Genomic DNA, 22,112 nt, shown 5'->3' with positions numbered 1-22,112 from the left:
CCTTAAATATACTGCTCTAATTTATCTTTTAAAATATCTAATTGAATAGGTTTACTCAAGTAGTCATCCATTCCAGCTGTTATACAACGCTCTTTATCTGAGTTCATTGCATTTGCGGTGATAGCGATTATTTTAATGTTTTTATGCTGTATGCCCGCCAAGCCTTTACGAATAGCAGCGGTTGCAGCAAAACCATCCATAACAGGCATTTGGCAATCCATAAGTACGAGCTTAAAGTATCCTGAATCATGCGCTTCTAATATATCAATCGCTAATTGGCCATTCCCGGCAATAGTAACGTCACAATTAAGCTTTTTGAGCATTAATTTAGCCACCTGTTGATTAATAGGATTATCTTCCACCAGTAGTATTTGGGAAAACTCCTGCGCCTTTTCTTTTTTAAGTGACGAAATATAGCCTGACGTAACAAGTGGGAGCGTCTCGCCTGCATCATTACTCGTTATAACCGACAGTGCAGAAATTAAATCGGCAGTGGTTACTGGTTTAGGAAAATATGCCTGAAAGCCAGCATCAGAATAACGCTGCGCGCCTTCCATACCTGCAATACTGGTCATCATTACAAGTGGCATTGATTTATAATGTTCATGTGCTTTTAGTGCTTTACACAGCTCTATGCCATCCATTCCTGGCATTTGCATATCAAGCACTGCAATATCATACATGCAATTTTTATCTTTATAGTGCTGCGCGCACATATCAAGTGCTTCATGTGCATCACATGCGAGTGCAACCTTAGCGCCCCAATGTTCAAGCTGTTGTGAAATTACAATTCGATTTGTCTCGTTATCGTCAACAACTAAAACTGTTAGCTCTTCCATATTAATATTAGGAATATAACGCTCTTTTTGATCTCCCGGAGTTAGCATTATAGTGGCGGTAAAGGTACTCCCTTTACCTGCTTCACTTGTAAGAGAAATTGCTCCTCCCATTAACTCACAAAGCTGCTTACAAATAGCCAGCCCTAAGCCACTGCCCCCGTATTCACGCGTTGTTGATGCATCTACCTGAGAAAAAGGGGTAAATAACTGCTGTTGCTTTTCTTCACTTATTCCTATGCCTGAATCTTTTATACTTGCAACAAATTCTAAACCTTGAGCCACTTTATTAATTTTGGCGCTTACCACAACCTCGCCCTTACTCGTAAACTTAACGGCGTTACTCAGCAAATTAGTAAGTACTTGTCGAATCCGCCCAGGATCTCCGCATAACTGCGAAGGCTCTAGCGCTACCAAATCTAAAATTATTTCTATACCTTTTTCTTGAGCAGTCAATGCTTGTGCGGCAGCAACTTCGCCAATTAAATCACGTCCATTAAAGTTAATCTCTTCAAGTTCAATTTTACCCGCTTCGGCTTTAGAGAAATCTAAAATATCGTTAATTACACCCAATAAAGAGTGCGCACTTGTTTTGGCTATACCTACTTTTGTTTCTATTGGTTTAGGGAGTGACTCTAATTGAACAAGTTCTAGCATACCGAGTACACCATTCATTGGCGTTCTTATTTCATGGCTCATGGTTGCTAAAAATTGGCTCTTCGCAATGGCTGCATCTTCTGCTTTTACAAGGGCTACTTTTAACTCCTCACTGATTACTTTTCGTTGCTGAGAAATTAAAGTACTTCCCACTAAAGTAGCCAATGATCGAAGATAAGTTTCTTCACTTTGCGTCCAATTGTGATGTTCGCCTACCGTTTCAGCGCACAAAATACCTAAATTACCATCACCAGTTGCTATTACTGCATCAAGCATCGATTTAATATTTAATGGCTTTGTATACGCTTCTATAAAATCAACAGTTGCTGGATGGGTATAAACATCATCAATGGCTACTAAGTTTTGCTTATAAATGGCGCTATAATATGCAGGGTAGTCTTTAGCAGTTAAAACAGCATCTGTATCTACAAACCCTTGTCCATCTATGTATAAACTATGACATGTCATTACATCTCGTTGATCGTTAAAAATCCATACCGACGCACGTGCAACATTTAGCACTTCGCACATAGATTTAACGGCTAGCTTTTTAACTTGCTCTACATCACTATTTTGCACTTCAGGTGCGACTGTAAGCGCGGCTAAATTTTTGTTATAGCGGTTTGCTTTTTCGCTTTCGAGTTCAAGGCGCTTATGTGCATCAATACTTTGAAATGAGCCAAAAACACGTACGCATTTACCATCTTTAAGCTCTGCTTGGCCCATTGATTTAACCCAACGCTCTTGCCCCGAATAGGTCAAAATAATAAGCTCTACACTCCAGCTTTCACCTAAAGTCACAGCGCATTCAAATAAGGTACTTATAGTGTCTCGGTGTATTCCTGGTTTATAAAAATCAATAGCAGTATCTATCCTCGGCTCAAATCCCTCTGGTACTTCGTGGATAACTTTAACTTCATCAGACCAATAAAGGGTATGCGCATCTAGGTCCATCTCCCATGCACCAATCTGGCCTTGCTTACTCATTGATTCAAGCAGGCTTTGCTGACGGCTTATTTTTAATTGTGTATTGTAACGTTCTGTAATATCTAAAATAAATCCATCTAAATACAATATATTGCCATCATCTGCGTAAATCGCTTGGCCTTTTTCGTTTACCCAATGCAAAGAGCCATCGCGGGCTTTAATTCTATACTCAACAGACCATGACTGCTTAGCGCTAACACAATGGACAATTTCATCTTTTATTTTTTGAGAATCGTCTTCACATATTAAATCAAAGAAGCAAAGGTCTTCATTGTGTATCAACTCATCGGGTGAATAACCGGTTATTTCACTCGCTTGCTCGCTCATGTAAAGCATGCTTAATTTGTCATCAAACTTACATCTATAAATTATGCCGGGGATATTTGATACCAAAGATGCAAATCTGTCTCGACTTCCTTGTAGCTCAAGCTCTGTAGATTTTCGATCTGATATATCTAAATGCGTACCGATCATGCGTTTTGGAGAGCCATCGGTATTCCACTCAACTATTTTTGCAGTATCGAGAACCCAAATCCAATGTCCATTTTTATGCTTCATGCGGGCTTCACTAACATAATAGTCAGTCTCGCCGGAAAAATACGCTTGAAGTTTTTTCTCCGACATAGCTAAATCATCAGGGTGCGCATAGGTATACCAAGTATCTATAGTACAAGGTTCAATATCACTGAGCTTGTAACCTATAATCTCGGCCCAGCGGTTATTAAATGTCACCTTTTTAGTATCAATGTACCAATCCCAAATACCCACTGCTGTTGAGTCAATCACTAGTTGTAGCTGTGTTTTGTGCTGTTCAAGCTCTAGCTCTTGTAACTTAAGCGCTGTAATGTCGGTACGAATAGCAATATAGTTTTGTGGTATACCGTTTTCATCTAAAAATGGTGCAATGGTGGTATCTACCCAATAAAAACCACCATTTTTAGCTTTATTACAGATTTGCCCGTTCCATACATCACCGCGTTTAAGCGTTTTGTACATATTTTTAAAGAATTCTTTTTCGTGTTTCCCTGAATTTAATAAGCGATGGTTTTCGCCTATTAATTCATGTTCGTCGAAACCACTGATCTCACAAAACTTCTTATTTACAAAAGTAATAGTGCCATGTAAGTCAGTTACCGCAACAATGGCATGTTCATCTAATGCACTTTTTTGTTCTGCTAATTGTTTTAATGCAATTTGAAGTGCCGAACGTTGTTTTTGTAATATACTTTGTTGTTCTTCTTTTACAGCTACTAACTTACGTAAGCCCAATGAAAGCTGATTAAATTCAATGCTATCGTTTATTATTGGAACTTTAACTAAATCGCCTTTTGTAATATTTTCGACAATTTTAGCTAAGTTAATTAAAGGCTGAGACAGCCGGCGACCAAACCACCACGACAACGTTAATATCAGCAGTAAGGCACCTGAATTAGTTAATACAGCGAGCTGCTTATAATAATTAGCACCTTGTAGTGCGACTTCTTTTGGTTTTGATACAAGTAGCTGCCAGCCAGACTCATTTAAAAACTCTAATGAATTAATATACCCATATAAAGTGACTTCATTTTTATCAATATAAGAAAAAACACGTTGTATTGGTGAGCTATTTTGAGAGAAAAATGATGGTTGGGTATCGTCTGAAGTATTACTTTTTTGAATTTTATTATTGTGCATAACATAAAATGTTATGTCTTTATTAGCAGCGTGTATTTTACTTAGATTATTTAATAAGCCATTTAAATTTATATCTGCAAGCAATATTGCTTGTAACTTATTTTCATCATTTAATATCGGTAAGCCAATAATATGATATTCACGCCCTGAGGCAGTCATTGACTGGAATTGGATTTTACCTGTATTTATAATCCCAGAACGTATGTTATTAAAGCGCGGCTCTTTAATAACATTTAAAAAAGGTGATGAAGGTAGTGAATTAACGAGGTTTACATCAATAAGCTCTACATGATTAACAAAATCATACTGCTCAATAAATTGATTAATTAATTTTTGCTTTTTATTGGGGCTGATATCAAATTGTGATCTAAGCAAATATAAATCTTTAACATGGTCTGTAAACCAAATATCAGCAAATTGCTTACCTATATTATTAAGCTCGTTAAGTTCAGTGTCTGCATTTTGTTTAAGCGTGCTATTTACATGTTCAAGACTAAACCACGTAAGTATACAAAGTGGCCCTAAGGCTATAATTATAAAGGTTATAATTAACTTACTTCGAACAGACTGTCCTTTACCTGTTAATTCACCAAAGTTTAAACCTTTGTCCATGCTTAATATCCAGCAACTTATAATCATTTAATATTACTTACATTAATGCACTAAATATATAAAGACGCAAGTTTTGAGCGGTAAACTCCTTAAAAACTGGGTATTTAGCGTTACAATCTTAAATTCACATTTTTTAAAAAATACGCCTTTATTACTAACTTATAATTACACTTGCTTACGCTACAACTTCTGTAGCTGTTTTAAACTCCTCGTGATATAAGCAGTATTTAATCAATGCGTTTGAGGGCATTATGGCGCACGATCACTCACATAGTCATGTAGACGAAAACCAAAGCAATAAACAGCTCACCGTCGCTGTGGTTATTAATGTATTGCTAACCGTAGCCCAAGTTATTGGCGGGATATTTTCGGGCAGCTTGTCACTTATAGCCGATGCCCTTCATAATTTAAGTGATGCTGCCGCTATATTTATAGCCTTGGTTGCACGTAAAGTTGGTAATAAGCCTGCTGACGGCACTCATCATTTTGGCTATAAACGCGCTGAAATACTTGCCACACTTTTTAATAGCAGTACATTAATATTAATTGGCGTGTATTTAATTTTTGAAGCCATTTCGAGCTATTTAAACCCTCAACCAATTAATGGCTGGATAGTTGTGTGGGTGGCAGCAATAGCGTTGGTAATTGATTTAGCAACAGCGTATTTAACCTACCGAGCTGGAGCAAATCACAGTATAAATATAAAAGCGGCCTTTATTCATAACGTATCAGATGCAATGGCATCTATTGTTGTTATTATTGCAGGCACCTTAATTATTTTATACCAATGGTATATTGTTGATTTAATTGCCACTGTGCTTATTTCTGTGTATGTAATTTATCATGGCATTTTACTATTAAAGCAAAGCTGCAAAATTTTAATGCAAGCAGCGCCTAGCAACATTGATACACACGCAATATCACATGCTATTAGCAATGAATTTAATATCGAATCGGTAGTTAGCATTAAGCTTTGGCAACTAGATGATAAAGAAAATTATTGTGAGCTTGTTATTAGCACTCAGCACTTAATTAATTTGCCAACAATAAAAAGCTTTTTACACGACAATTTTAATATCGAAAATTGCATAATAGAAATCCGACCAATCGCAAATTAAAGCCCAATTTAATGTTCTTAATAACAAGCTAAACCAAATACATAACTATTTAATTGAAAACAGCTCGTATTATCATTTACAATATTGCCATTAACTCATAATGAGATACCGTTTTTGAAACTTTGGTTACGTAGAATTCATTTAGGCCTTGCCCTTATTAGCGGACTATTTTTATTAATAGTGAGCTTAACCGGTGCTGTTATGATTTATGCAAAAGATATACAGCACTTAATAGAGCCTGCAAAATGGCAAGTAACACCACAAGAAAATTTAATGCCTTACGATGAACTTATACAAAATGTACGAGCTCAAACTAAGCAAAAAATCACTTTTTTTATGCCCGAACAAGCGCCAAACGCCGCATGGCAATTTAGGTTAGCCAATAAATATTACGCCAGTGTTAATCCCTACTCTGGGAGTGTACTAAACGTCTATGAATCAACAGATACTATTTATGGGTTTGCGATGGGATTGCATCGCTGGCTGTTGTTTGAAAACAGTAAGGGTGAAAAAACCTTTCGAAATTGGATGTCGGTGTGTGCATTGCTACTTTTAATAAATGTATTACTCGGCTTTTATTTATGGGTAAAGCCCAAAAACAGAGTTAAACGTTTAGCTATAAAACCAAAAGCCAAATTTAGAGTGCTCATGTATCAATTACATACAGTGCTTGGTGTTTACTTTTTTATACCCCTTATGCTTATTGCCTTTACTGGTATGGCATTTAACTGGAAAACACAAACTCAATCTGTATTAGAATTTGTAACGTTTAATAAAGTAGAACAAAGACCTGAAGCGCCAAAAATAATAGCCGCTTCTCAAGCTGCGTTAAACTACAATGAAGCAATTAAAAATGCAGAGAACGTATTTCCGGATGGTAAAGTATATAGAATTTACTTACCTAAAAATGATGACGAAGTAATTGCACTGAGAATGCAAAACCCTGGCGAAAGCCACGCTTACAGCTGGGTTTGGACTAACCCATTTACTGGTAAAGTATTAAACTCATTTGACGCCAGTAAAACCAACTTCACAACACAAGCATGGAACTTTAAGTATAAGTTTCACATTGGTGATTTTGCAGGTCCTATTGTGCAGTTTTTATGGTTATTAATAGCCCTTTCACTCGCATTTTTTATTGTAAGCGGTGTATATTTTTGGTTAAAACGCCATAAATGGAAATAAATCTCATTAACACTTGCGTCATTAGTTGATAATAATTACCATTACGTAAATTGTTATCAACTAAGACACCCCATGTTAAAAACTTCGCTTTGCCTTATTGCTGTTGCAATAAGTACTAACACGTTAGCAAATGAAAATAATAAAAATGAATACACTTCTGATCAGTTAGAGCATGTCATTGTATCTGGCAGCCGCATATCAGAGAACATTGACGAAGTACCTGCCTCGATTACCGTTATAAATCAGCAACAAATACAACAGCATTTAAAAGTAAGCTCAGAATTGGGGAGCTTACTCGCGCAAATGGTTCCTGGCCTTGCCCCAGATACTGGCAGTTCAAGTAATTCAGGACAAACACTACGCGGCCGTGCGCCATTAATAATGATTGATGGTGTACCGCAATCAACACCTCTTCGTAATGGTTCTTTAGGCGTAAAAACGCTTGATGCAAGTGCCATAGCGCGCATTGAAGTCATAAAAGGCGCAACGTCTATTTATGGTAATGGTGCCTCAGGTGGCATTATTAACTACATAACAAAACAGGCTCGCAGTGATGGTAAACCGGAAGGTGAAATAAGTATTTCAAGCCGCTTTAGCGCTGTTAAATTAGCAGAAAGTGGCGGCGGTAGAGTATCAGCCGCAGTAAACGGTAAGCTCGACCAACTAAGCTACCTGCTAACGGCAAGCTATGAAGAAAACGGCGTACAACGCGATGCAGAGGGCGATATTTTAGGCTTGCAATATGGTTTATCAGACTCTGAAACTCAAAACTATTTTACCAAACTAACTTATGATTTTGACGACGAAAAGCAACTGCAGTTTAGCTATAACTTTTACAGCTCACAGCAAAAAACTGATTTAGGCGATGTTACTGGCGATGGCAATATAGGGGAGAAAACATACGCTATACACGTCCCCTTAGAGCTTCAAAAACAAGGTAAGCCGCAAGGCCCAGAAGGCAACGAAAATATAACCCTAAAATATGTTGATTACGCGCTGTTTGAAAACACACAAATGACCCTCGATCTGTATAAACAAAATATAGAAAACGTATTCTTTTTCTCAACCGCTTTAGCCAATCTTGATGAAGGTTATAGCGGTGGTCAATCGGTTATTAAATCAGACAAGCAAGGTGCCAGAGCTACATTTAATAGTCAGTTTGATTTTGAAAACGTAACAGCCACCCTAATCTACGGTATTGATGCCTTAAACGATAAAACATCGCAACCTTTAGTAGATGGCCGTGTGTGGGTGCCAGAAATGGACATGGAAAGTGTGGCTGGCTTTTTACAAACCAAATGGGTAATAAACGACGACATTATTGTAAAAGCGGGTGTAAGAAAAGAAAGCATTGATTTGAGCGTAAGTGACTACCAAACGCTAAAACTTTGCAAAACCGCATCGCAATGTTCAGTACCATTAAATGTGCGTGGCGACACCATTAATTACGATGCAACAACTTATAACGCCGGTATTAAATATAACTTAACAGATGCCTTTAGCCCGTTTTTTAGCTACTCACAGGGCTCTGATATTTCTGATATTGGTCGCTTACTTCGCGCTGCAACCGTTGACGACATTGCACTTATTCAAACACAAGCCTCAATAATCGACAATTACGAAGTTGGTTTTACCTCACAGTTTGAAAACGTACGTTTTGAATTTGCTCTTTACAGAAGTACCTCAGAGCTTGGTACAAGTAATGAGTATAATGAAGTAACAGGAGTTTACGAACCTGTGCGTGCGCCACAAGAAATATGGGGTTACGAAGGACTAGTTAACTACACTATTACCCAAGACCTTAAATTAAGTGCTACTTACAGCTATGTTGAAGGTAAAAACACCGAAGCTGATGACTATCTAGGCGCAAGCCAAATTAGTCCACCTAAAGCAACAGCGAATGTAACGTGGCAAACAAATGACGAACTATCACTTGCTATGAGCTTTTTATATGTAGGCGACAGAAAGCGCTTTGATAAAAATGCGCAAGGCCAATACTCTGGCGATCAGGGCCCTGTTAGTAGCTACAACACATTTAACTTAAGTGGCCAATACAATGTTAACGCCAAGTGGAGTGGGTATTTTGGAATAGAAAACCTATTCAATAGTGATTACTACCCTGCCCGCGCACAGGCTTACACCTACGGTGGATATAACATTAAAGGATTAGGAACAACGGCTACCCTAGGTGCTAAATACCAGTTTTAATTAGTGATAGACTCAATAAATAGGCATCAGCATGCCTATTTATTTAAAAAGATAATATGAAAAGCAGTATCTCTACTTATTATTTATAAATACCTCTAGTAATCATTCTCAGATACTAATACAAATAAAAAACTGTCCATAAACCAAGCAGTAACGCAAACTTAAATAAGAATCAAAACCAATAGTAACGCAATGATTTTTATAGAGAAAACTTGCAATATAGGCTATTTGTACTACACTGCATACAATTGAAATAGTTAAGGCGATTTATCATGAAAGGTAATCAAAAAGTAATCGATGCGTTTAATACATTGTTAGCTAACGAGTTAGCAGCAATCGATCAGTATTTTATACACTCGCGCATGTATGACGACTGGGGTTTAAATAAGCTATACGAGCGCCTTAACCACGAGATGGAAGAAGAAAAAGATCACGCAGACTGGCTTATTAAGCGCATCTTGTTTTTAGAAGGTGTACCAAATATGACTAAGCGCCGTGATTTACTTATCGGTAACGATGTAAAAAGCATGATGCAAAACGATTTAACACTAGAGCTTGAAGTAGTTGCGTGTGTTAAAGACGTCATCGCAATATGTGAAGAACAACAAGATTATCAATCTCGTAGCATTTTAGAAAAACTGTTATTTGATACCGAAGAAGACCATGTTTACTGGTTAGAGCAACAACTTGGCTTAATTGATAAAATTGGTTCTGAAAATTATCATCAAGCACAAATGGCTTAGTAGGAGCATATTATGAAAGGCGATAAAGACGTTATTGCAGCGCTTAATAAAGTACTCGCTAATGAGCTTGTTGGTATTAACCAATATTTTTTACATGCACGCATGTTTAAAGATTTTGGCTTTACGCAACTAGACAAAGCAGATTACAAAGTATCAATTCAAAAGATGAAAAACGCCGATCGTTTAATCGAACGTATTTTGTTTTTAGAAGGCTTACCAAATCTTCAAGACCTAGGCCGATTACGTATTGGTGAAAACAGCGAAGAAATGATTGCAGCTAACATGAGTTTTGAACTTGATACTATTGGCGAGTTGCAAAGCGCAGTAAAACTGGCTGAAAGCAAAAAAGATTACATTACCCGTGAAGCCCTTGACCACATTTTAAATGAGCAAGAAGAGCAAATTGATTGGTTAGAAACCCAACAATTGCTTATTAAAAATACGGGTATTAAAAACTACTTGCAGTCTCAACTGTAAATAGTAACAAGCATAAAAAAAGCAGCTAAAAAGCTGCTTTTTTTATATCTAAGTTTTTATATGTAATTAAGCAACTTGATCCGTTACATCAGCAATTTGAATAAGTCTGCGATTAAGGATCTTTTTAGTACAACCACAACACTTACCGCATTGGCTGCCTACTTTAAGCTCTTTAGTTAATTCACGCATGGTCGTTGCACCATCGTCAATTGTTTGCTCAATTTTTTTATCAGTCACACCGTGACAAAGACAAATATACATGAATACAAACCACTCTCAATTTCATTTAGTGCGTACATACTAATCTAAACGAAAATGGTTATCAATTGTTATTTAACTAATATGTATTATTTTAAACTTTTTTTGGCCAGTGCCACTTAAATTGAGAATTCGCGACAGCTTTAAAAAACTAAACTAAATTCAGCTAAAGTATAGTGCATAAATTGAGCATTGTTAATTAGAGCCTACCTTAAATGTAAGTAAAATTAGGTTTAGCTAAATATTTGAATGGTTGAAAATTAATTACATTAAGGCTTAAAAACCTTAATGTATAAATACGGAATTTATGGAGGGGTGATTTCCGGTTTGTGCCATGAGCGGATATTGGTAACGCTTTGAATATGGGGATTTTACAAGCGCTTTGGCCGAAGGCCAGCGAGTAAAATTCCCTCCATAATGTTTTTGTTAGCCTTCATTTTTAGAATTTCTGAGTTCTTTTAATATTGGTAAAGCTGTCTGCTCAGTGTGTTTGATAATGGAGGCTTTTGTCTTCCCACCAGTTACAACTAGAGCGCCAGCAGGAATTACATAAAAATCCTCTAGTTCATGGGTCCATTCATAATAGTAAATTTCACCAGACTTAAAATCTTGCTCAACTGAAGTTTCATTCGCCCAATCTGTTTCAGTTACTTTTGGTAATTTAATAACTCGCTTACCTGGAGGAGTTTCCACTCTCAAAAAGCCCGCATTCTTGATACACCCAATATCAGAATTGTTTACTAATACAGTTCGACATCCAGCAGCACCAAGAAATTTATCCTGCCTCATAAAATATATAGTGGCAGTCTTTTTGTTGATCAGAGTCGGTTCAACAAATTTTACGCCGGTAGCTGAACAGCCACTTATTAAAATAGCTAATATAATTCCATATAGTTTCAAAGTTTTCTCATCCCTATCCTATGAAGGCTAACGAGCCTGTAGATTAACTCGTTTTTAAATTTGTTTTTATTGATAAACAAACCATAGCTGAGTTCCTATTTTGGTTCAATTGATTACTGTATTTTTACGCAGAATATAGAAGTGTTTGATATTGTTTTAATTGGCGTTTTGGAAGGGATTACGGGTGTTTGAGTGGCTTTTATTTAGAGTAAGAGGGCTTACCCTTCTTAATGCATCGTGTTTTGCAGCTTTTCTGTATTATGAACAAGGTAATACATTTGCCATTGCGCATTCACTTTCGTTTGTCCTCGCAAGGTCAGTTTATTCATGCCTTTGTTCACTGTAATGTTCCGCTTTTTTATTTAAAGGACAGCCGGTTCGATACAGCCGAGTCGTTTGCTATATTGTCGTCGACCTATCGGACTGTCTATTTTTACTTTCATCTTATCAACATAGCTCAGTTTTTTGCGTAACTAATTATTTATAAAAATGCACTCTTCATACTGTTTTTGTTGGCTTTTTTCATAATAATTAGGATGGGTGTCATCCTAATTACTAATTAATTTATTAAGCGGACGGGCGTAACCTTAGATTCTTGTAATATTTACGTTTAAACAGCACTGTTTTTTAAAAGTAAATGTGACAAAAGTAGTGACAGTAAACTATTAATCAATTGAGAATTGCTTTCGCTAGTTTTATTGAGTGAAACCCAGCCATCAGTTCCCATAACTTCGATTGATTTAATTTTGATATTTTCAACTTCAGGTTTTTCTGAACACCAATCACCTGATACACGAGAAATCCCAAAGTCTGTATTTAAACGGCCAATGTTGAAAAACTGTATTTCATCATTTTTTAACAGCTTGTTATGCATATTTGAACACCACATGTTTAGCTAGTGTTGGTATTTTAAGATACTCATATGCAGCATTAACTTTTTTAATAAAATGCTCATCATTGGATAAAAGGAAATTACAAAATGATGCTATAGATGCGTGACTATTATCACTTGCTGCTGCAATAAATCGTCTTTCTTTGTGTACTTTTGAATCTGGATAATACCCCAGAGTGTTTAACATATTATAAATCCCCGTCACTTTTTGGTGTTTAAAATATGGCTGTTCTGGGTAAATAGGATTCTTCTTTAGTTGAAACAAGTCATCAATATCCATGTTTGCTTGGCTATAGGTTGGGAGACTTTTTAGTTTACCCCAAATTTTGACAAGTACATTTGGTGGTTCAATATTATTGAGTTGCTTGGGGCCAATTCCGACCTGTGAACGGAAATCTTTAATTCCATCCCAATTTTTATCATCTTCAATATTCTCAATCATCATGTTTTCAGTTCTTTCTAATGTTGCTTTGTACTGAGAAATCATTTCCTGAGTGTAGCTTTGCAATTGTCTTTGAGTCTCTACGGGAAACTCGTCAGAGTTATCCATTACTGATTCCATTAGCTCGGAGAATGCAGAGATTTGTTCATTATGAATATCATTTATGCTATCGCCTTTTCTGCCACCAGAGAATTTGAACAACCATTGTTGCATTGCATTTTCTATGTCGACACCATCGTCAATATTTTCACAGTATTCTTTATAGACAACAAAAGGATCACGTTCACTTATTGTGGCGTTGTCAGTGATGGTAAAGCTAGGTGGCTCAACAATTAATTTTAAATAGTTAGCTTTAAGATCTTTAAGCACGTTAAGGAAAATCTCTTCAAAACCTTTAGAACGCCGAATTTCCTTAAGCGTTTCATCTGAATAAACTACTTGATAATCTTTTATAAGCATTTGGCCGAATTCACCTAATCCTTGTGTCGTGAAAAAATCTAAAACATTCTGATCAAGGTAAACCGTTGGCTTTCCTTCGTATGGTGGAATTGACTCCATTACTTAATCCTTTATGCATAACTGCTTATTGAACAGCATTTTAGTGGTTTATAGCATATCAAAACGGGGGATTACATACCCTGATAATTTCACCAACAATTACTTTTGTAAACAAGTAATTAAACAGCTAGGAATTAAGGATCTTATTTTGCCCCAAAGCGGCGTTTAATAATGTTATTGGACAAAATTAGATTTCTACTCGAAACACAGGAATAAATTTAACTTTTTCAGTGTCCGGTTATCGCTCTTTCCTGACTATCAACTAATTACTAAAAGCTAACGTTATTACTCCCAAATAAATTAACTATGTATGATTCTTAATATTTACCGCACAAAAGTTTTGTGGAATAATGCCCGCCTCTTAGGGGAGTAGCCCGCTCAGTAATGAGTAAACTTATCAACATAATTGCACCTCATGTGCATGGTAAGTTTGTAATGTTGTAGCAAGCGTTATCGGCGAGACCTAGGTAGACACTATCCTCATGGCGGGAGATAGTTGTTTGCCTTGGTTTAGTATTCCCGCCTGTAAGAATCAATAATGGAAGTTTTTTTAACCTCAACCGTCACTGTCACACTTGCCGAAATAGGCGATAAAACCCAGCTTTTATCGCTCCTGTTAGCCGCCCGTTTTCGTAATAAAGGCGCGCTTATTCTTGGTATTTTAGCCGCAACCTTACTCAATCATGGTTTATCAGCGTGGTTTGGGCAGTGGTTAAGTAATAGTTTTTCTTCTGAATATTTACCTTGGCTTGTAAACATCAGCTTTATTGTTGTTGGCCTTTGGCTATTAGTCCCAGACAAAGACGAAGCTGTAAGTAGTAAATACGATAGCTACGGGGCTTTTTTAGTCGCTTTTGTATTATTTTTTATTGCAGAAATTGGTGATAAAACACAAATAGCGACGGTGTTGTTAGGCGCACAATATCAGTCTGTGTTTTGGGTAACGGTAGGAACCACGTTAGGTATGCTAATTGCTAACGTGCCTGTTATATACGCTGGTAATGCATTACTAAAAAGAATATCGCTAAACACCGTACGTGCTATTGCTGCTTTTGTGTTTGTGTCATTAGGTATTTATGGCTTAGTTACAATTTAATCAATATTAAAGCTCGCAACTGTTGATTTAAGTGCGAGCTTTAGTTTATCGATACGTTATTTATGCATTATTTACACAGTAACATCCCTTGGTTTGTGTAATTAAGAGATTTGAGTTAAAACCAGCAGCTAAATTAGTGACCGCAGTTTCAACAAAACCACTTCCTTGGGCACAAGCTAATCCTTCAGAGAGCGGCCCAGCATAAACAAACTCACCGTTTTTATTAATAATAACGGCGGCAGGCGTTGCCGGAATAACGTGTTTAAGCTTTGGTGTTAATTCAACTTGTACAACCTTCATAGCTTTATTGGCAGCAAAAGAGGTTAACGATGAAATATGCGGCTTAGCTTGTATAGTACACCCGCATTTTTTTTCTGTTATAAGCACTAAAGACGGCTCACCAGTATTAACCCAATCCAATTGCTTTTTAAAGTTATTAAACCAGTGTTTTTGCAATAAAACTTTTGAGCTATCAAACGGTTTAAGCTGCTCTAATTGAAAATAAACTAACCCTGCAACAACACAAATAAGCCATGTAGCTATAAGCGAAAATACGAAAGTGTTGGATTTATTTAAACTTGGCAATGCTTTGCTCTAACACATCAATACTTACATCGATTAACTGCACCTTGGCGGTTAACTGCTGCACTATTTGCGTATCTTGGTACTGATTTTGGCGCATAGTATCAGTACTGCTTGCTATTAACTCAGTATTACCTGCCTGCTCAGCTACAACTTGTGCAACTGAATCAGAGCTTGAAGATACTGCGGCTATTTGCTCGCTCATTGCTGAAATATTCTCTTTCATTGCAGCACTAATACTTGTTAAATCAACTACAAAGCTCACACACTGACTCATTGATTGTGTTGACGTTTTACTATTATTAACAAGATCTTTTAATGTTAGACTAATTTTATCTGTTGTTGCTTTACTATGGTTAGCTAAAGATCTTACCTCATCAGCAACGACAGCAAAACCTCGACCATGTTCGCCTGCACGGGCAGCTTCAATAGCGGCATTTAAAGCAAGTAAGTTTGTTTGCTCAGCAATACCTGATATCTCATTAAGAAGACCTGAAATAACATCGCCCGCTGCCACTAAGTGGTTTATTTTTTCTTCAGTATGGTTAAGTAGTGTTAACAGCTCTCTACTTTTAGCATCTGTTTGAAGTACTTCTTTTAATGCGTCGCTCGCAGCTTGTGTAATATGGTCTACTTGACGCTTAAGCACCTCACTTTCTTCTTCTACAAGTTTAAAACCATTAGCAACTTGAGCGCCAGAATTAGCAATATCATCAGTTTGTTGTGTACGCTGCACTGCACCACCGGCCAGCTGATCATGAACATGTATAAGCTCTTGTGAGTTTTTTTGCAGTGATTCTGATTGAGTTTGTACCTGCTTAATAACATCAGATAAGTAATCTAGTAACGTGTTAAACCCTGCTACAGCCTCACTTTTAGTGTCATCAGCGCGAAGAGAGAGTTTAATATTTTCAGGGTCTTGCATGATTTGCTCTGTCGCATAACTTAAAGATAGGCCCGCACGACGTTCACGTTGCAACATTACGGCAATGTAGCCTGCAACTAACACTTCAACTATTGCGTATCCAGCATGAATAAGCACCGTAGTAAAAGCAAGCCTATCAGGGTCAAATACGTAAAACCCTGTATTTTGAGTTTGTAAATAATAAAAAGACAAATGATGAACTGCCACGAATACAATTGCAGTAATAAACACTCGCCATTGTACAAAAACAATTAACATGGGCATTAAAATAAATATTTCAAAATGGACTTCAATCAACCCAAAAGTTTGTTGTATGTGCAAAAAAGAAAACATCATTATGGCGGCAGCTACGACATGCGGGGTAACAGGGCTGTCCCCTTGTGTGTTTAAAAGCCATATAGGTAATAAACACAATGGCAAACCTATCATAAAGGCCTGCGCTAATGTGTCGAAATACAAGCCAATAGCGATAGACTCGACAAACAAAAGACTGAAAATAATTGTAAATAACCGGCCAATACTAGACATAAAAACCTTAAAATTGTTGTTTGCATTGTTGTTTTATAAAGCAGTCTGCAATATACGTGTAAAAACGAGTTTCAGTTCACTGAACACAATAATAAACTACCGACACATCAAAAAAAATAATACATTTAATTTACATTATATACATGCGGTCTACTTAATTATAGGCAGTATTTTTTTAAACGTAGGCGTTGCTGCTTTTTTTGTCCATTGAAAAATAACTATTTCAGCGCATGAAATTACCGCACCCGCTTGGCGTAGCTGTTCAATCGCCAAATTTTTATGTTGCGGATTTCTCGAGCCAACTCCGTCGTGTACGATAATAACTTCAAAACCATTTTCTATTAAATCTAAGCATGTTTGTAAAACACACACATGCGCTTCAGTGCCAACAACAATAACTTGCTTTTTACCATAGCTTTTTAACTTATCAACAAAGCCAGGCTCTGCACACGCACTAAAGTACGTTTTATGAAAATACGTAGCATTAGGTAACGTATTTTTAATTTGCTGATTAATCTCGCCCAACCCCTTGACATATTGCTCGGTTATTAAGACTGGGACACCGTGAATAATACCCGCCTGCGCTAACTGCAGTGTACTTTTTAAAATATTCGGAAAGTCTTTAATTGCAGGAGCAAGCAACTCTTGTAAGTCTATTATTAATAACACGCTATTTTTTGCATCAATATTAGATAAAACCACTATACTCTCCTTATGAACATTAACTGTTATCTATATAGATTAGCTCACTATTTGAAAATAGAGCTTTTAACTTTACGTATATTATTTGTAATTAAAAAATAAAAACTTATGCTATATTTACTATCTAGCTAAGTATCATCCTATCCTCCACTGAGAGTGTTTATAAGTGCGTTTGAGCAAACTTTTTTTTCATATCACCATTGTTTTTTTACTATGCATCCAAAGCACTTTTGCATCACAAAACTATGCTCAACAATTACAACGAATTTCTACTGACGAAGGCCTATCGCAAAGTTACGTTTTGCAGACTCAAGAGGATGATATTGGTTATATTTGGATAGCAACCCAACAGGGTTTAAACCGTTTTGATGGTTATAATGTAAAAACTTTTAATGGTGGCTTTGGCTTAGATAAACACTATATTTATGCGTTATTTAAAGCCGAAGACGGAAAAATCATTGTCTCAACTGATCTTTCTGGTGCGTATATAATAGATCCCCTCACTTTAAAAACCGAAAAAATCTATTCTGGTCAAATAGATAAAGAAAAAAAGATGTTTTCTCCAATCTCCGCGATGACCCAAAAACAAAATACTTTTTACTTCGCCATAGATGGTCAAATATATACATTTGATGAGACGAGTAAACGCTTTACACTTAAACTAGCTCTACCAAATGAAGGTGACTACATTAGGTCATTAACGATATATAAAAACACTTTATATATTGGTACAAATGATGGTTTATACACTGCAAATATAGATAATTCAGAACTTGTAAAAATCCCTCTTCACCCCCCTGAAAAAAATACGATAGATAATATAAACGTCAAATTCTTAAGTGTTGATAATGAATTAGGATTACTTGTTGGTACTGTTGAAGGCATGTATCAATTAGCATTCGATAATAACAAAAATATATCTGCAGCAAATATTACAACTTTAATCCCTGATTATAATATATGGGATTATGCCAATACTGTTTACGGGGAGTTTGTAGCAACCGAAAGTGGATTGTTCAGTTATCACCGCGAAACCAAAGAACTAGAGTTCATATTAAATTATGAAAAAAGTAAGTTTAATATTAGTGAAAACTCAATCAACGATCTAATGATTGATAAGTCCGGCGTGCTTTGGCTCGCATCTAGAACCCAAGGGGTGTTTACTTGGCCAGTCAAAACTCAACGGTTTAAACATATTTTTTTACCAGGGAATAATACTGTTCATGCTGCCTATCAAGATAAAAATAATATTATATGGTTAGGGACCGAAGATGGTATTGCGCGCTACGACAAAGTTACAAATAAAAGTAAAGTATATTTAAGCTCGACCGACTCAAAAGCCATATATGGAGCATCTGCGGTATTTGATATTTTTGCGTCTTCGATTGGAGATGATCAGTTTCTTTGGCTTGTTACTTTTAACGGGTTTAAACTTTTTGATAAGCAGACAGGTAAAGTTGTTGAAAACCAAGACACAGAGAATGATGTAATTAACCGATCCAACTTATTTGGCTTTGCCCAATTATCTGCAGACACATATGCATTTATGTCTGATGATAACTTTTATCTTTTTAATGAAACAACCGGAAAAACAAGAATTATTAAGGGACTCAAAGAGCAAGTCGACCCTTTATTTTCTTACGCTTTTTATAAACACCTCGACACACATCCTGAAGAGTTTGTGCTTGGTACATCAAAAAGTTTTTTTAGGTACAACGAAAAAACGAAAACTTTAACGACTATATTTCAGTCTTTTAATCCTAAAGAAGATATTTTTTACACTGTAGAAAACTTTTACTTAGACTCAAAACGGAATACTTTATGGTTGGCAACCACCCAGGAAGGCTTACTTGGTGTTGACCCAGTTACTTATGAGAGAAAACACTACATAGGATTAAAAAATTCATTTAATACTGACTCTATCTATTCGTTACTTCCTGATGAAAATGGTTTTTTATGGGCAAGTACCGACAATGGTTTATATCAAATAAACCTAGATACACTTAATGTGGTGAGTTATTCAGTGAAAGACGGGTTGAACATAAACCAATTCACACAAATTGCAGCAACAACATTAAATGATGGCAGGTTAATTTTTGGCAGCAATGCCGGAGCTCTACTATTTAACCCTGTAGACTTTAATGAAAAAGAACAACTGAAAAAAAGCAATCTAGCCATTACTGATATAGGCCTCTTTACTAAGGAGCTCAATTATCACCCTCATAAATACCTTAGCAAACCGCTTGAGCTAGATCATGAAGATATGGGGTTGACGGTTAGTTTTTCTAACTTTTCTTACCCCAATATAGACAAAGCGTATTATAAAGTTACCCTTTTAGGGCCTACGTCCCTTACATATGAAGACTTACAATCTAATCAAGTATTTTTCACAAAGCTCCAACCGGGTAGTTACTCACTAAAAATATCAGCACATAATCGCGATGGTATTGTTACAAGCGAACCAGTCACGCTTAACATCAACGTAGCTTATGCTCCATGGAAGTCGCCCTTTGCTATTGCCGCCTATATAACCTTAATGCTAGCCGTGTTGTTTTTTATTTTTTGGCAATACCGCAGCCGCCAAGTTGCAATTGAACAAGCCCATAGAGCGACTATTCATTCGCAAAAGCAAACAGAACTCGCGCTTAAAAATAACAAAAGTGGCGTGTGGGATTATAATTTTAAAGATGCTTCCGTAAGTACGCTCAGAGGAAGTGAATTAGGCTATACAGGCTTGCCTGTACGCGTACACATAGAACAATTTTTAGCGCTAATACACCCAGATGACCGACGTCGTTTTGAAAACCAATGGGAAAACTACTTCAAGTACAAAAAACAACAAAACTGGCAAGCAACTTATCGTCTACAGCATAAAAATGGGCATTGGTTATGGTATCAAGATACAGGACAAGTTATATACGATCCTCAAACAAATGAGCCGCTATATGTTTCTGGCATATATACCAATATCACTGAGCAACGGGCTAATGAGCAACAAGCAAAAATTCTAGGTGAAGCGTTTAGCCAAATAAACGACTGGTTACTTATACTCGATAAGCATTTAATGCCATTTTCTGCGAACAACAGTTTTATTGAAACGTTTTCAAATGAACAAGCAGCCACTAAAATTAGCCCAAAATTATTTATTAGGGCCATTGGTAAAGATAAGTGTAGAGAGTTTGCAAATATTTTAAAAAAATTAAAAGCTACAGAAAACTGGCAAAGTGATGCTTATATAAAAACAGCAAAAAGTAACGAACATCCAATACATATAAGCGCCACAGCCGTAACAAAAGATACTGCAAGCTACTACGTAGTTGTTATTACAGATTTAACTGAGCAAAAACGTGCAGAAAACGAACTGCGCTATTTGGCTAATTTTGATCCTCTAACGCATCTACCTAATCGTAGTTTAATGTATAAAAATATTGAAGACGCGATTAAACATGCCAATGAAAGTAATACACAATGCGCATTATTATTTATTGATTTAGATAAGTTTAAACCTGTTAACGACTCTTTTGGCCACGCAGTTGGCGATAAGCTACTTTGTAATATTACCCAAAGAGTAAACGGTATGCTTGGCGTAAACGCAAAACTTGGCCGTCAAAGTGGTGATGAATTTTTAGTGCTGATTCAAAATATAAAATCGCTTCAGTCTCTTCGCGATACAGTAAGAAAAATTAGTAATGAGTTAGCTAATAAAGTAATTATTGAAGACTTCTCTATTAATATTTCAGCAAGTATTGGCGTAGCTCTATACCCATTTGATGCTGTAACCACCGATATACTTATCCGTAATGCCGATGTTGCGATGATGCACGCTAAACAAGGCGGGAGAAACGACTTTAAGTTTTTTAGCGATGAAATGAATGAGCTGATAAAACAAAAGTTACTGCTCGAAAATGATTTAAAAGATGCAGTAAAAGACAACCGATTTTTTAATCACTATCAGCCCATTATCGACATAGAAGAAAAAACGATAAATGGCGTGGAGTTACTCATGCGCTGGAAAAATCAAGGACAGTTGGTATCCCCAGCACTTTTTATACCGGTAGCAGAAGAAACCGGTTTAATAGAACTCCTTACTGAGCAAGCATTGCAACGAGCTCTTATTGAACTTGCACCTATACTCAGCGAAAACCCATTGTTTTACATATCTTTAAACTTATCGCCTAAACACATTTTAAAAACAAACATAACCCAAAGGTTAATGTCTATATTAGCGGACTCTCAAGTTCATCCAAGACAATTAAGACTTGAAATAACAGAGAGTATTTTACTAGAAGATAAACTCAAAGCAGCCAAGCAGCTACATAACTTAAAAGCTGCTGGGTTTAAATTACTACTTGACGATTTTGGTACAGGTTACTCGTCACTCACCTATTTGAGCCAATTTCCTATTAATGTTATTAAAATAGATCAAAGCTTTGTAAACAGTATTGGTATAGATAAAGGGGATGAGTCAATTATTAAGACCATTCTTTTATTGGCCGAAAACCTAGATCTTTACTGTATTGCAGAAGGAGTAGAAACGCGCGAACAGATGATCTTTTTAGCCGAGGTTGGGTGTACTGTACTGCAAGGTTATTACTTTGCAAGGCCAATGGATGCTAAAGACTTACGTAAAAGCGATTGTTTTAGCAATATCATTGATTTGATTTGATTTGATTTGATTTAAAACATTAAAAGCGTGCTAATCATTATTACACGCTTTTATATTAATTAAATG

Annotated in this window: 15 protein-coding genes and 1 pseudogene; 7 read left to right on the top strand and 9 right to left on the bottom strand. The window is 36.4% G+C overall.

Going from position 1 to position 22,112, the window contains the following annotated elements:
• Nucleotides 1–2: 2 nt before the first annotated feature.
• Nucleotides 3–4,766: a PAS domain-containing protein gene (locus I6F47_RS07075; RefSeq protein WP_197183588.1), complete on the bottom strand. Its 4,764-nt coding sequence runs from the start codon at nucleotides 4,764–4,766 to the stop codon at nucleotides 3–5.
• Between the two features lie 251 nt (nucleotides 4,767–5,017).
• Between I6F47_RS07075 and I6F47_RS07070 the strand changes: the two genes are divergently transcribed.
• The 5 genes from I6F47_RS07070 to bfr (I6F47_RS07050) all read left to right on the top strand — a co-directional run bounded on the left by I6F47_RS07070 (nucleotide 5,018) and on the right by bfr (I6F47_RS07050) (nucleotide 10,497).
• The gene (locus I6F47_RS07070; RefSeq protein WP_024591861.1) at nucleotides 5,018–5,884 is read left to right on the top strand and encodes a cation diffusion facilitator family transporter; all 867 of its coding nucleotides are present in this window, start codon (nucleotides 5,018–5,020) and stop codon (nucleotides 5,882–5,884) included.
• A 114-nt stretch (nucleotides 5,885–5,998) separates the two neighbouring features.
• Nucleotides 5,999–7,069 (top strand): PepSY-associated TM helix domain-containing protein, encoded by a 1,071-nt coding sequence (locus I6F47_RS07065; RefSeq protein WP_007582328.1) that lies wholly within the window; start codon nucleotides 5,999–6,001, stop codon nucleotides 7,067–7,069.
• Nucleotides 7,070–7,141: 72 nt separating this feature from the next.
• Nucleotides 7,142–9,277, top strand: coding sequence for a TonB-dependent receptor (locus tag I6F47_RS07060; protein WP_197183587.1), 2,136 nt, complete (start codon nucleotides 7,142–7,144; stop codon nucleotides 9,275–9,277).
• Nucleotides 9,278–9,549: 272 nt separating this feature from the next.
• A complete protein-coding gene (bfr, locus tag I6F47_RS07055) occupies nucleotides 9,550–10,020 on the top strand; it encodes a bacterioferritin (protein ID WP_002958985.1) in 471 nt (156 codons plus the stop codon).
• A gap of 12 nt (nucleotides 10,021–10,032) precedes the next feature.
• Nucleotides 10,033–10,497: a bacterioferritin gene (gene bfr, locus I6F47_RS07050; RefSeq protein ID WP_024593101.1), complete on the top strand. Its 465-nt coding sequence runs from the start codon at nucleotides 10,033–10,035 to the stop codon at nucleotides 10,495–10,497.
• Between the two features lie 66 nt (nucleotides 10,498–10,563).
• On the opposite strand, the gene I6F47_RS07045 is transcribed toward bfr (I6F47_RS07050), so the two are convergent.
• The 5 genes and pseudogenes from I6F47_RS07045 to I6F47_RS07025 all read right to left on the bottom strand — a co-directional run bounded on the left by I6F47_RS07045 (nucleotide 10,564) and on the right by I6F47_RS07025 (nucleotide 13,547).
• A complete protein-coding gene (locus I6F47_RS07045) occupies nucleotides 10,564–10,758 on the bottom strand; it encodes a (2Fe-2S)-binding protein (protein ID WP_002960627.1) in 195 nt (64 codons plus the stop codon).
• A 423-nt stretch (nucleotides 10,759–11,181) separates the two neighbouring features.
• Nucleotides 11,182–11,655, bottom strand: coding sequence for a DUF2846 domain-containing protein (locus I6F47_RS07040; protein ID WP_101216113.1), 474 nt, complete (start codon nucleotides 11,653–11,655; stop codon nucleotides 11,182–11,184).
• Nucleotides 11,656–11,882: 227 nt separating this feature from the next.
• Nucleotides 11,883–12,125: pseudogene (locus I6F47_RS20760) on the bottom strand (transposase); the annotation flags it as partial.
• 140 nt (nucleotides 12,126–12,265) lie between these two features.
• The gene (locus I6F47_RS07030; RefSeq protein ID WP_206006128.1) at nucleotides 12,266–12,529 is read right to left on the bottom strand and encodes a hypothetical protein; all 264 of its coding nucleotides are present in this window, start codon (nucleotides 12,527–12,529) and stop codon (nucleotides 12,266–12,268) included.
• Nucleotides 12,522–13,547, bottom strand: coding sequence for a hypothetical protein (locus I6F47_RS07025; RefSeq protein WP_197183586.1), 1,026 nt, complete (start codon nucleotides 13,545–13,547; stop codon nucleotides 12,522–12,524). The genes I6F47_RS07030 and I6F47_RS07025 overlap by 8 nt, the downstream gene beginning before the upstream one ends.
• A gap of 538 nt (nucleotides 13,548–14,085) precedes the next feature.
• On the opposite strand from I6F47_RS07025, the gene I6F47_RS07020 reads away from it, so the two are divergent.
• Nucleotides 14,086–14,643: a TMEM165/GDT1 family protein gene (locus I6F47_RS07020; protein ID WP_101164254.1), complete on the top strand. Its 558-nt coding sequence runs from the start codon at nucleotides 14,086–14,088 to the stop codon at nucleotides 14,641–14,643.
• A gap of 60 nt (nucleotides 14,644–14,703) precedes the next feature.
• On the opposite strand, the gene I6F47_RS07015 is transcribed toward I6F47_RS07020, so the two are convergent.
• From I6F47_RS07015 to I6F47_RS07005, 3 genes are all read right to left on the bottom strand, one after another.
• Complete coding sequence (locus tag I6F47_RS07015; RefSeq protein WP_197183585.1) at nucleotides 14,704–15,228, bottom strand: DUF6436 domain-containing protein; 525 nt, start codon at nucleotides 15,226–15,228, stop codon at nucleotides 14,704–14,706.
• The gene (locus I6F47_RS07010) at nucleotides 15,212–16,678 is read right to left on the bottom strand and encodes a methyl-accepting chemotaxis protein (protein ID WP_197183584.1); all 1,467 of its coding nucleotides are present in this window, start codon (nucleotides 16,676–16,678) and stop codon (nucleotides 15,212–15,214) included. The genes I6F47_RS07015 and I6F47_RS07010 overlap by 17 nt, the downstream gene beginning before the upstream one ends.
• A gap of 150 nt (nucleotides 16,679–16,828) precedes the next feature.
• Complete coding sequence (locus I6F47_RS07005) at nucleotides 16,829–17,380, bottom strand: hydrolase (protein WP_197183583.1); 552 nt, start codon at nucleotides 17,378–17,380, stop codon at nucleotides 16,829–16,831.
• Nucleotides 17,381–17,546: 166 nt separating this feature from the next.
• Here I6F47_RS07005 and I6F47_RS07000 point away from each other — a divergent pair, with 166 nt between their 5' ends.
• Nucleotides 17,547–22,046: an EAL domain-containing protein gene (locus I6F47_RS07000; RefSeq protein WP_197100714.1), complete on the top strand. Its 4,500-nt coding sequence runs from the start codon at nucleotides 17,547–17,549 to the stop codon at nucleotides 22,044–22,046.
• Nucleotides 22,047–22,112 lie beyond the last annotated feature (66 nt).

Source organism: Pseudoalteromonas sp. NZS37, assembly GCF_015864265.1.
In the GTDB taxonomy this organism is placed as follows: Bacteria; Pseudomonadota; Gammaproteobacteria; order Enterobacterales; family Alteromonadaceae; genus Pseudoalteromonas; species Pseudoalteromonas arctica.
The sequence above is the reverse complement of the archived record's forward strand: the minus strand, read 5'-3'. Positions and strand labels throughout refer to the sequence as shown.